General features: G+C 62.9%; 10 protein-coding genes. 1 reads left to right on the top strand and 9 read right to left on the bottom strand.

The annotated features are described in order from the left end of the window. The 6 genes from AC1DX3_RS24295 to tssK all read right to left on the bottom strand — a co-directional run. Positions 1-1,077: serine/threonine-protein kinase (locus tag AC1DX3_RS24295; protein ID WP_476991948.1), on the bottom strand; the 1,077-nt coding region annotated here is incomplete at its 3' end. A gap of 12 nt (positions 1,078-1,089) precedes the next feature. Further along, entirely contained in the window at positions 1,090-1,845 is a 756-nt protein-coding gene (locus AC1DX3_RS24290; protein ID WP_476991947.1) for a PP2C family protein-serine/threonine phosphatase, read from the bottom strand. Then, positions 1,842-2,345, bottom strand: coding sequence for a type VI secretion system-associated protein TagF (gene tagF, locus AC1DX3_RS24285; protein WP_476991946.1), 504 nt, complete (start codon positions 2,343-2,345; stop codon positions 1,842-1,844). Before tagF ends, AC1DX3_RS24290 begins: the two co-directional genes overlap by 4 nt. Positions 2,346-2,353: 8 nt before the next feature. Continuing rightward, positions 2,354-5,815, bottom strand: a complete 3,462-nt coding sequence (gene tssM / locus AC1DX3_RS24280; protein WP_476991945.1) for a type VI secretion system membrane subunit TssM — start codon at positions 5,813-5,815, stop codon at positions 2,354-2,356. 11 nt (positions 5,816-5,826) lie between these two features. Then, a complete protein-coding gene (gene icmH, locus AC1DX3_RS24275) occupies positions 5,827-7,200 on the bottom strand; it encodes a type IVB secretion system protein IcmH/DotU (RefSeq protein WP_476991944.1) in 1,374 nt (457 codons plus the stop codon). Continuing rightward, on the bottom strand, positions 7,197-8,537 hold the full coding sequence (gene tssK / locus AC1DX3_RS24270) for a type VI secretion system baseplate subunit TssK (protein ID WP_476991943.1): 1,341 nt from the start codon (positions 8,535-8,537) through the stop codon (positions 7,197-7,199). Before tssK ends, icmH begins: the two co-directional genes overlap by 4 nt. 121 nt (positions 8,538-8,658) lie before the next feature. Here tssK and AC1DX3_RS24265 point away from each other — a divergent pair, with 121 nt between their 5' ends. Further along, positions 8,659-10,047 carry a peptidoglycan DD-metalloendopeptidase family protein gene (locus AC1DX3_RS24265; RefSeq protein WP_476991942.1) on the top strand — a complete coding sequence of 463 codons (1,389 nt, stop codon included), beginning with the start codon at positions 8,659-8,661 and terminating at the stop codon, positions 10,045-10,047. An 11-nt stretch (positions 10,048-10,058) separates the two neighbouring features. On the opposite strand, the gene AC1DX3_RS24260 is transcribed toward AC1DX3_RS24265, so the two are convergent. The 3 genes from AC1DX3_RS24260 to AC1DX3_RS24250 are packed head-to-tail and all read right to left on the bottom strand — an operon-like array spanning position 10,059 to position 11,922. Further along, the gene (locus AC1DX3_RS24260) at positions 10,059-10,931 is read right to left on the bottom strand and encodes a lysostaphin resistance A-like protein (protein ID WP_476991941.1); all 873 of its coding nucleotides are present in this window, start codon (positions 10,929-10,931) and stop codon (positions 10,059-10,061) included. Further along, positions 10,928-11,428 carry a DUF4123 domain-containing protein gene (locus AC1DX3_RS24255; RefSeq protein WP_476991940.1) on the bottom strand — a complete coding sequence of 167 codons (501 nt, stop codon included), beginning with the start codon at positions 11,426-11,428 and terminating at the stop codon, positions 10,928-10,930. The genes AC1DX3_RS24260 and AC1DX3_RS24255 overlap by 4 nt, the downstream gene beginning before the upstream one ends. A gap of 2 nt (positions 11,429-11,430) precedes the next feature. Then, on the bottom strand, positions 11,431-11,922 hold the full coding sequence (locus AC1DX3_RS24250; RefSeq protein WP_476991939.1) for a PAAR domain-containing protein: 492 nt from the start codon (positions 11,920-11,922) through the stop codon (positions 11,431-11,433). Positions 11,923-12,069: the final 147 nt, after the last annotated feature.

The following is a 12,069-nucleotide window of genomic DNA, read 5'->3' as shown; positions in this document are numbered from 1 at the left end:
GGCGATGACCTCGTCCATCGAACGCAAACGCTCAACCGGATTAGGCTTCAACATGGCCTCCATCAGAGGCCGCAGCGCTTCCGGCGCCACCGACAGATCCGGACCGGCGCGACGCTTGTCGACCGCGTCGACCAGGGTCCCGCCCATATTCACCGGTTTACCCTGGGCCACGGCCAGGATCACCAGGGCCAGGCTGTAAACGTCGGTCCACGGCCCGACCTCGCGGTTGAAATCGCCCAACTGCTCCGGCGCCACGAAGTTGAGCTTGCCGGCGAATCCATCGCCGACAATGGTCTTGGAACTGGGGTCGAGATCCTTGGCAATACCGAAATCGATGATGCGCGCCTTGGCGAGCTCGCCGTCTTCCAGCAGGACATTGTCGGGCGAGATGTCGCGGTGAATGGCGCCCAGGCTGTGGGCGACGCGCAGGCCGTCGGCCATGCGCCGTGTCAGGGCCAGCAACTCTGCCGGCGTCGCCTTCAGGGTTGACAGCGCATCTTCGAGATTCTTGCTGTCGACATATTCGGTGACGATGTAGAGCACACCCAGCTGCGGTTCCTGAGCGATAACACGATACTGGACCAGGGCCGGGTGCGACAGGCGCGTCAGGGTGCGCGCCTCTTTCTTGAACATGGCCTGGACATTGGGATCGGCAGCCAGGGACGGCAGCATGACCTTGATCGCCACGCGCTCATCGCTCTGGACATTGACGCCTTCAAAGACCTCGCCCATGCCGCCACGGGCGATGAAGCGCTTGACCTCGAACATATGGTTGAGGACGTCGCCGATCTGGATGCGGTCACCATCGGAGCGCGGCGCCATCGGATTGAACGAGGTCTGGATCTTGGGTTGCGGCCCGCTGGGATCGATCGTTGGCTTGGACGCCGTTCTGGCGGCCGACCTTGCCGGCTTGAGCGGGGGCTGTGCTGACTCCTGGGCGGGCTCCGGAACCGGTTTGGGTGCCGGCTTGCCGCCGGTCATGTCAAACGGCGACTGGACCTGGCCCTTGGCCGGCGGCGTGCTCAGGGGACTGGGGCTAAAGACCGTCCTGTCGTCGGGTTTATCGTCCTCACTCATCTGTCCGCAGCCCTACACAAGTGGCGCCAGCGACAATACGGTCGCCTCCGACGCCTTGATCAGGACAACAGTCACGTTATCCGGCGCCCCATTGTCAAGACATTTAGCCACAAGGGCTTCCGCCGCGTGCTCAAGCGACATATTGGCGAGAATTTCGGCGATATCATTATCGCTGACCACGCCATAGAGGCCATCGCTGCACAGCAGGAAGACATCGCCCGAATGCATGTCGTCGGCAATGGCGTCGAGTTCCAGCTCGCCCCCCACCCCAACGGCGCGCGACAGAATATGACCCATCGGGTGGCCGATACTCTGTTCTTCCGTCAACAGGCCGCGATCGATCAATTCCTGGACGCGGGTATGGTCGCGGCTGAGCTGGTGCAACACGCCCTCGCGCAGGATATAGGCGCGGCTATCGCCCGCCCAGACGACGGCGAAGCGCTGGTTCTTCAGCACGACGGCGACGACGGTCGAGCCCATGCTGATGCTCTTGGCGCGTGCCTCTTCAAAGATAACCGCATTGGCCTGGTGGATGGCGCCGGCGGCGTGGCTGACCTGATCGTCGAAATCATCGAGATCGGGAACGGCACGCAAGGCATCGACAATGGCGGCCGACGCCCATTCACCGCGCTCGTGCCCGCCCATGCCGTCGGCCACTGCCCACACACCCAGGCGATCGCTGGCGAACAGCGCATCCTCATTATGGTCGCGGACCCTGCCCTCATGGGTCTGAGCCTGCCATTCCAACCGGAGCTTATTGCCAATCATGACGACCTCGCTGCCTCCATCATGTGCCGGATCAAGGCCGGCGGCCGGTTTCCATCGAGCCGGTCGATGACCACCCTGTCTTCGTCTTCGAGATACCAGTGCGCCGGCGGCACTTCCGGCGCCTCGGGAGCATCCGGAAAAGCCTGTAAGGCGGCATAAAGCGCATCCGCATCCAGCCCGTTGGCGAAGGCATCGTAAAGGTGCGCTTCGCAGGCATCGATCAGCATCTCACTGTTTTCACCGGCGGCGACCCCTGCCACGATCGGGAACTGCCGCCCGACCTTGTCGACCGACGGCGCTATGACGCCGCACATCGTCTGACCATCGACATCGGCAACAAATCGCCAGGCCGGAGCAACACCATACAAATCCTCGAAACCCTCCAGGGTCGCCGCATCGCTTAAGCTTGCCGTCAGATAGTCGTCCCAGGCCGCTGTCTGTGCATCGCTCAAGCCGCGGGCGATAAAATCGCCGTGGCTGGGCAGCTTGCCGAAGAGCATGGCCCGTCTCACAGCGCCACCGGACAACGGAAGGTCCAGATACCGCCCTTACTGAACGGGTTGAAGGTCGAGCCTAATGCAAACTTCAACGATGCTGTCTTGCCGCCCTGGCCGAAGGTGGCGATGAAGGCGTCCGTGCCAGCGTTCTGGCGTGTGGCATTGTCCATGACACGGAACAGCGCCCACGGACCGTCACCGTCGAACTTTGCCACCTGCTGGCCGCCCTTGCTGAGGGTGACGTGAGCCGCCGGCAGTCCCTGGACCGTCCAGATGACCGGCTGGGCGTCCTTGGTGGTGGCATTGAAGACATAGGTCGTGCCGCCGGACGAGAACTCGATGGTGTCGACATCCGGTCCGAACGACGCGGCCTGAACCTTGAACGAGACCCCCGTGCTCAGCATGTCGCGCATCTGGGCCAGGCGCGACAGGTCGTCCGCCGTCGACGGATTGAAGTTTGCCGCCACCGGGTTGTCGGATTTCCACCGCCACACCGGCCCGCCCGTATCGAGCAGCGGCGTCAGTTTCTGCTGGACGAAGGCGTCCATGGTGCCGCCCGGTCCGAAGACCTTGATGGCATCCAAAGTGGTCACGTCGATTTTGGAATTCGAGAAGAAGGGATATTTCTCCTGCGCCGCGGTCTGGCAGGAGGGGAAGATGTCGGCGACGTAGGTTGAGGTGACCGCGCCCTCCGCCGCCGACGTTTGCGCCGCGGATCCGCCCTTGACCGCGTCGCCCATAAAGCCCTGCAACCCGGGTGGAGCCCCGGCCGCGGCGCCTGCCATGGCAGCGGTCGCCGTCGCGGTCTGGGCCTGTACGGCGTCGGAACCGGCCCCACCCTGGATCGATTTCGAGGCGATGACCGCCTGGCCGGCCGATTTCAGCGCGGTCATGAAGTCGTCGATCGGTGCCGGTAACTTGCCGTCACCAACATAGTCGCGCACCGGCTTGTAATAGAGCTGGATTGACTGGCCAGCATCGATACTGCCGGCGCCCGACGACAGAACGGCCGAGGCCGATCCCATCTTGCTCTTGACGGCGCTGGTCACCCCGGCCGTCACGGCGCGGGTACCGCCGGTAAAGTCGGCGTTCTTGACGACCTCGAGCAGGATCAGTTTCAACGGCGACGGCGAGCGGGTAAAGGCGCCAAAGGCCGCGGCGTTGTTGAAATAGTCGGCCGGCTTGGGTGTGGCGATAACCTTATCCCAGGCCGCTTCATAATCCCGGACATAATGGGCCGCGACGCCCGGGCGGATTTCGCCGATCTGTTCCTTGACGCTGGACGTATTGGCGTCCGAACCCAGGACCCACAGGTCTTTCTCGAGATCGTTCTGGATGGTGATCAAGCCGGTTTGGTAGGCTTTTTCATAGCCGGCGCGCGTGAAGAAGTACGGCACCTTCATATTGAGCACTTCCTCACCATTCGTGAAGGCAACGGCATCACCGCTCGACAGGACGGTCGAGGCCAACCACGGTGCGCCGCTGGCGGCGGTCGCCTTCTGGTACAGGATGGCATAGGCGCGGTCGCTGAGCGACAGGGTCTGGACTGCGGCGCGCGCCTGGTTGATCAGGTCGCTGTCGAGCGGCGCGGTATGGTTGGGCCACGACACCTGCAAATCTTTGTCAGACAACAGGGCGTCGAGGTGCAGGGCCAGCCGGCGGCGCAGGTCGGCGCGGTCGGAGCCGGGATAGACATTGTTTTCCCAATCGCTTTCAACCCAGCCCTTGATAGTATCGGCGTCGATGGCGCCAGGCTTTTGCCCGCCCAGCATCAGATAGGATTTGAGCGGATCGTAGATATCGAGCGGACTGTTGATATTGGTCCGCATAAAATCTTCGAGGCGCAGCAGGAGGCGCGGCAGCAGGATGCGACGCAGGCCTTCGCGATATTCGAGATCGGCACGCTGGCTGTGGCCGTTCTGATAGAGCCCGAAACTCATGGTCAGCGGGGCCCCGCCCTTCTTGCGGTCGGCATAACCGCGCGACAGGGCGCGCAAATTGTCGAGCACGCCGACCGATTGTTCGAGATCGGCGTCATTGGGCCCGACTTCGACCAGGTCGATGCCTTGATCCTTGACCATTTCGGCGGCGGCCAGCGACTGCTTGTCAAGATCGTTTTGCAGGCCGTGATTGCGGATGAAGCTGATCGTCCACAATACAAGCACCACGACCGACACGGCGGCAATGGCGCCAAAAGCGATCATCAGCTGCGAACGTACGCGCACCCGTGCCTTGGGCTCCATCTGAACCAGGCCGGCTTCCGGGAAGACGACCTCGCCCAGCAGGCGGTTGAGGAAGTAGGCGCGTCCCCCGGACGGCGTCGTCTGCGGCTGGTCGTAGACATCGCCCAGTCCCGCCAACAGACGGTCGAGCGGCGCGCCCTGCTGCACACCGGACGTCAGGTAGAAACCGCGCAACTGCCCGACTGGCTCATCGCTGGCGACAAAGGCGCCTTCGAGGAAGCGAACGATACGAGCGCGGATGGCGGTGAACTGGGCCGGGAAGCCGAGGATCAGGCTGCGCCGCCGCATATCTTGGTCGTCGGACAAACGCTTGGCTTGGCGGTCGGCGATCGACTGCGCCACCGTATCGAAGGCGGCGGTCATATCCGGTGCCTGGGGCAGGCCCTCGTCATAGGTAAAGGTCTCACCGAAGACGGCGCGGCGACCTTCGACGTCGAGATCCTCGAAATATTCGCTGAAGCCTGCCAGTAGATCGGCCTTGGTGAACAATACATAGACCGGTACGCTGAGTTCCAGCGACTGGCGGATTTCGCTCAAGCGCCGGCGCACGGTGGCGGCATGCTGGTCGATCTGGGCCTGGTCGGCGGTGATGATCTCATCCAGTCCGATGGCGACCAGGACGCCGTTAATCGGCTGCAGAGGCCGGTTCTTCTTGAGCAGCCCCAGAAAACTCGTCCATGCATTGGCATCCTTGGCGCCGTGCGAATCCTGAGTCGTGTAACGGCCGGCCGTGTCGATTAGCACGGCTTCGTCGGCGAACCAGAAGTCGAGATTGCGCGTGCCGCCGACGCCCTTATAGGCCTGTTCCGAAAACGGAAAGCGAAGACCCGAATTCAACAGGGCCGTCGTCTTGCCGGCGCCCGGCGGGCCGATAATGACGTACCACGGCCGCGAATAGAGATAGTCTCGCTTGTTGCCGGTGGCGGTCTTGAAACCGGCCAAGGCTTCGGTCATCCGCTTGGCCAATTCGGCGCTTTCCGCCCCGCCGGCCTGACTGGCCGCCAGTTCCTTGGCGATAGCGTCGGCCGCGGAGCGCGCCTTGCGCAGGCGCAGAAAGGCAAAGATGCCCCACACCCCGCCAATGACGACGACAATGATCAGCCTGATCCACCACGGCCGCATAAACGGCACGAAGATCGGCAAGGCCACAACCAGCAACAGGAGCAACAACACGACGATGGTAATCGTCACGGTCCACCAGTTAAGCAACGCGCGTTTCACAGCTTCCATGGTCTTAAACCCTAATCGTGGCGTTGCAGGACGACTTCGACTCGGCGGTTTTGCGCCTTGCCTTCGGCCGTAGCGTTCGAAGCGATCGGCTGGGTATCGCCGAAGGCCTGGGCGGTGATGCGCGACGGATCCTTGATGATGCCGCCGATAATGCCGGCCACCGTATTGGCGCGCGCGCCGGACAGGGCCATATTGTCGGGGAAACTGAGCGACGAGATGCGGTCGCTATCGGAATGGCCTTCGATCGTCACCGGGCCCGGCTCGGTATCGACCGCCTTGGCGATGCGCACGAACAGATCGTGCTGCTGGCTCGAGGCCAATTGGTCGGAACCCGATTTGAATAGCGACCCCACCGTCGTGCGCACGCGCACGGTCGACGCATCTTCCTCAACCGTCACCAGACCTTGCTGAATTTCCGGCGCCAGGAAGGTTTTCAATCGCACGGCTTGCGTGCCGGCCTGGACCGGCGGCGCGGTCGCCTGCCGTGACAAGCGCAGCGGTTCGCCGGGCATAAGGGCGCTCATACTTTCCCACGAGGTATGGCCGGTTTGCAGCAGGATCAACCGCAAAATGATGAAGATCAGCATCAACACACCGACGGCCACTGCGGCGGCCAGAGCGATATGGCTCCAGAAACCGACCTTGACCATGGGCGCCTTTTCGCCCTGCCAATGCGGCACCAGTTCACGCGTCGATTGGTTGCGCGGGTGTTCGAGCGCGGCGTAGAGCCGGTTCATCACGTCTTGTAAACCGCGCCGGCCGTCGGGCATGACGCGGAAGCGGCCTTCGAAACCGGCGGCCAGACAGGCATGGAACAGCTCGATCAGGTCGAGATTTTGCCCCGGGTTTTTCAACATGTCTTCGACCAGCTGCCAGAATCGGTCACCGCCGATATTTTCCTGGAAGAAGGTGACGACCATCGAGCGCCGCGCCCATTCGGCGGTATCATTGCCGTGGCCCGGCAGATTCTGGACAATGTCATCAACAGTCGAGCACAGGGCATAACGGGCGCGCTGAAAGGTCTCGTTGGGCACCGTGCCGCCAATCGCCTGTTCGAAGCGCGTCAGGGCGGCCGACACCGCCTTATGGAATTGCGGTAAAGGCGGCCTGGCGCGGCCGGCGCGCAAACTGGCCACCAGGGCCAAGACCGGACCGGCCTCGGAAACGAGGCGATTGCGCATATGCAGGGCCTGACCCGGTTGGACGACGTCGTCATGAGCCAGGGGCGCCTGTTTCAGCGGTTGCGATGACATGCCGAAGGGCGATGCCGCCTTGCCCGGCGCCGGTTGCGGCGCGGTGGCGTCGGGAGCGGCCTTGTTGAGGCCTTGCAGCGGGCTGGGACGAAAGACCGTCCGGTTGCCGCCATTTCCGTCCTTGTCGTTCACTTATCTGCCCTCTTCACGCACCAGAGTTCGAGTTTCAGCGCAGGCCAGTCGCCGGCCACATGGAGGCCGAGACCGGGAGCCGTCGCGAAATCGCGCCAATCGGCGACCCCGCGATCGAGTTCGAAATAGACATAGCCCGGAAGCACGCGCAGCTGCGGCGGCGGGGTCGGCGTATGGCGCAGCGGAATCCCCGGCAAGGCCGATTCGACGATGGCGCGCATCTTGGTAACCGAACCGATCTTGGCAACGGACGGGAAGCGCCCGCGGATCTCATCCAGCGGCGCCGCGGCGGCGACGGCCAGATAGAAATAACCGGTCTTGAAGATATTATTGTCCTTGATGGTCGAAAACCAGGCGCCCGGTCCAGCGGCTTCCAGCGGCAATTGCTGGGCCGAACGGTCGAAGACCGCCGCCATCATCGAACGCAGGGCGTCAAACACCGGTTCGAACGTCATCTGCAGGTTTTCATGGTCGTAACGCGGAAACTTGGGCGCCTTGCGATCCGGGCGCGTCAAGGTCGCCAATTCGCCGGCCATGCTGGCCAGATTTTCGTATAACCTCTCCGGATGGACCATGGGCAGAGATTCGAGGTGGTACAATAACGGGCACCAGCGGTTCAACGCCTGTAACAACAGGAAGCTGGCAAAAGTATCGGCACCGCCATCGGTGGCTTCGGCGGCGCGCAGGGCCAATTCGTCGGCGCGCTGTTCGGCGCGGCCGAGAATGTCCGACAAGCCGCCTTTCAGGCGCTGGCTGGCCCGGATATCGTGCGACGGCGGGATATAGCGGTCGTCGAACATCAACTTTTTGTTCTGCAATTCTCGCACCCGCGCCAGGCCGAGCGTAATGCGGCCATAGGTCTGGTCGCGCGTTACGCCGAAATGCAGGTTGGCGAAGCCGAACTCGATGTCCTCCTGCTGACGGTCGTCGGAGAACGAATCGACCACGGCCTGTTCGCTGACGATGAAGCGGGCGTCATGGCTGGCCGTATCGGAATCGCGGAACTCGACGGCGCCGTCCTGGCTGGCCGGCAGGGTGAGATAGACGATGGCGTCGCGCGTATCGCCGGGCATGTCGAGCGGCGGCGGCGGCGGCATGTCATCGGGAATGGCGAAGGTCGTACCGTCGGGCATAACGCCGCTGCACTTGACGATGCCGAACTTGCCCAGCGTCGCCAAATCCTCGTCGACCTGAACCTCGAACAGCCCCCAGCAATAGGGCCGCGTTCCCGAAATACGCGTATTCAGTTGGGCATCGAAATACCGGTCCTGCTGCTGGAAATGTTGGGGCCGGAGGAACATGCCTTCGCGCCATGCAACGCGTCGTTTACCTGCCATAACAGCTTGTCCCCGCTGATGATTTCTGGAGCGGACTAAAGCACAGCTTCCCGTCTCTTGAAAGCCATGTTACACGGAATGAAGGCGAAATAATTCGCCTGGTTGGCGATGGCGAACAAAAATGGTTGATGACGGGCATGACAGCTCTTTTGATCCCAAAACGTGGCTGAAGCCCGCGCCCGGCGCGCCCAAAACACCTCCCGCGCCACAGCCTCAAAAGCCGGCCGGGAAATCGCCGGCTCCCCCGCCTGAAACGCCCGGCTCCCCGCCACCCGATTACCGTAACCTGATAGCCCTGGGCATAGCCGGCGCGATCCTGCTGACTGGGGCGGCCACCGCCGCCTTGTCGCACAAAAAGCCGCAAACCCACGCCGTCGTGACCGCCATCGTGGCCGCCGCACCATCGAGCAGTGTCGACGATGGCACGACGACGCGCACCCTCACCCTGGCCTCGGCGAACGATTTCGAAAACGCCCTGACCGGTATGGGTATCGCCGCGATCGACGCCCAAAATGCCGCCGCCGCCCTCGCAGGCCTCGGTCCGGTCCAACCCGGCGACGTCCGCCTGGTGTTGAAACTGTCGGGCTCGGCCCAGGCGCCTATCCTGCAGGAAGCCGAGGTCACCTATGCCGACAGTTCCGGCCGCGCCGTGCGGCGCACGAGCACCGGGTACAGCTCCACCGTCATCGCCGCCCAGCTCAAGGTCGTAACCATCGTCAAGCGCGGCGAGATCGATACCGAAAGCTTCTATTCCTCGGCTGTTACTGCCGGCATTACCGACAGCCTGATTCCCGATTTCGCCAAGGCCTTCGCCTATGACTACGACTTTCAGCGCGAAATCAATCCCGGCGACGTCTTCGAAGCCGCCTTCGAGCAAACCGAAAACGCCAGCGGCGACGTCGTCGGGACGCCGCACCTGATCTATGCCTCCCTGTCGACGGCAGCCAAGTCGAAGGCGCTGTATTTCTTCAAGCCGCCCAATGGCGAGGCCGGCTGGTTCGACGGTAACGGCGCCAGCATCATCCGGAGCTTCCTGCGCACACCGATCGACGGCGCCCATATCACCTCGCAGTTCGGCATGCGGGTCCACCCCGTGCTCGGCTTCATGAAACTGCACAAGGGCACCGATTTCGGCGCACCGATCGGCACGCCCATCTATGCCGCCGGCGACGCCACGGTGACCTGGGCGGCTATGAAAGGCCCGAACGGCAATCTGGTGATTTTGCAACATGACAATGGCTGGCAGACCTACTACCTGCACATGTCGAAGTTTGGCGATGGCATCACCGCCGGTGTCCGCGTCCGCCAGGGCCAGACCATCGGCTATGTCGGAACGACCGGGCGCTCAACCGGCCCGCACCTGCACTACGAAATGCATATCAACGGTGAGCCGGTCGACGCCATGACCGTGCCGATGGCGTCTGGTCACAGCCTGTCCGGCGCCGACCTCCAGGCCTTCAACAAGGAGCGCGACCGTATTGATCTCATCCGTTCCCAGGCAACGGAATAGACAAGGATTTCCTACTCACCCGGCGCGACTCGCAGACCGCCTGCAACCGGTCTGCGCCAGAGGATCAGCGGTGTACACAGGGCCAGCAGCACAAATGTCACCGCCAGGCTGGCGTTCAGCCCCTCCCCCGACCCGCCCCACAGGGCAGACCCCGTCATGTCGAAATTGAAGATCGAGCCCCAGCTGTCGACACCAGGATTGGGTGACAGGCCCAGCCACATCGATTCCGTCCAGTTCCAGCCGAAGTGCGCCATCACCGGCGCGGCGATACCGCCCGTCCGCCACGCCAGTAAACCGAACAGGGCGCCGGCCAGGGTGATATTGACCAGGCTGAGCAGGGCGAGTTCGCCACCCACCCTATGGAGAGCTGCAAACAATACGGCTGTCACGCCGATACCTATCCATGGCCCGAATGACTTGCCTAGTAAGGGTTGCAGCCAGCCGCGGAAATAGATTTCCTCGGCGCCGCATTGGTAGAACACCAAGGGTATACCGAGCAGAAACAACAGGATATCGTGATCGGTCTTTTGCAGGCTCATGGTACCGGCGATGGCGGCATAGACAGCCGCCAGGCACAGACCGCCAAAGCCGAGCGCAAAGCCGAAACCAGCCATTTTTCCGGCATTCTCACCGACCGCCAGAACATGCGCCTTGGCCAGCCAACCCCAAAGACAGGCCGCACCGATCAGGGCGCCGAACAGGACGAGGGTCTCGATGAAGGACTGCCATCCCAGATTCAAGGTCATATCGAGCGTCGTGACGTGCAGGATGAACGCTACCAAATCCGTCAGATAGAGCAGGATCAAGACGGCAATCCCGGCTGCGCCCACCGTCACCACAACAGCCGGTATCTTGCCGTCACCACGCAGCCATTTTTCCATCATCCACCAATAGGGCTGTCGGCGTCGAACAGGATGTCGCYGCGCAGATTGTAATTATGCAGGACCTCGGGTGTCTCGCCCTCGACGGCGAACAGGCTCAGACCTTCGAACCATGGCCGGCGCTCTTCCGGTGTGGCGGCGCGGATATAGCTATTAAAGACACGCGGATCGTAGAAACGGAACATGACGATGCGGCTGTCCGGCATCTGGGCCTGGAGAAACTGACGGAAATGTTTGCGCAGATCCGACAGCGTCCGGTGCGATCGGCACATAATGCCCCAATTCTTGCCGCGCCCCGCCTCTTTCCACGCTTCCAGCAAAGGTTCCTCGGCGCGCAGCCGCACCAGCCACGGCGACGCCATGGCCAGGACCGGCGGCAGATTCCCGGAAAACAGGCAGGTATGACCGCGCGAGCGCAAAACCAGCGTATGCAGACCTGGATCCTGCGCCGTATCGACGACGGCGAACCAGTCACCCGGATCGTCAGCCACGTCACCCATGGTCAGCAGCGATCGCAGAAGGGCGAGCCGTCGGCCGCCGCCTGTTTCAGCGTCTTCGCCTGAGCCTCGGGTTGAGAAAAGGCCGTCGAGGCGTTCATCACCAGGTCGGGCTTGGTCATGCTGCCGCTTTTGCCGCCCGAACCGCCGACCTTGTCGGCCATGGCGGCTCCACCGCCTCCGCCGCCCCCTCCGCCGCCACCGGAATCACCGATGAGGACGGTGGGAAACCCGAGCACAATCGTCCCGCCATGGGCCGTCATGTCGCCCAGGCGGGCCGCCGGCGCCCCCATGGCCAGAACCGTAAAGGCGCCAAGAATAATGACATCGGGGGGACCGACACAGACCGCCATATCACCGAGACGCGCCTGAGGCAGACTGCCGGTCAGGACCGTTATCGCGGCGGGCGGCAGGATCGGCCCGCCGACATGGGGCACGATGCCGGTCACCATCGGACACACATGCATGTCGGTTACGCGCGCGGCAGGCATACCCATAGTCGTCTTCCTCTATTTCCACAAAGGATGCGCCCGAAGCACACCCCCGTCAATCGCCACCTGTCAGTGACCCATCGCATCCTTGGCATCGTCTCCGGCACCCTTAGCGGCATCTTCCGCGCCCTTGGCCGCATCCTTGGCCTCGTC

The sequence above is a fragment of the Asticcacaulis sp. P2_B1 genome, from assembly GCF_056404915.1.
Note: the sequence above shows the minus strand (reverse complement) of the source record. Positions and strands in the feature narration are given on the sequence as shown.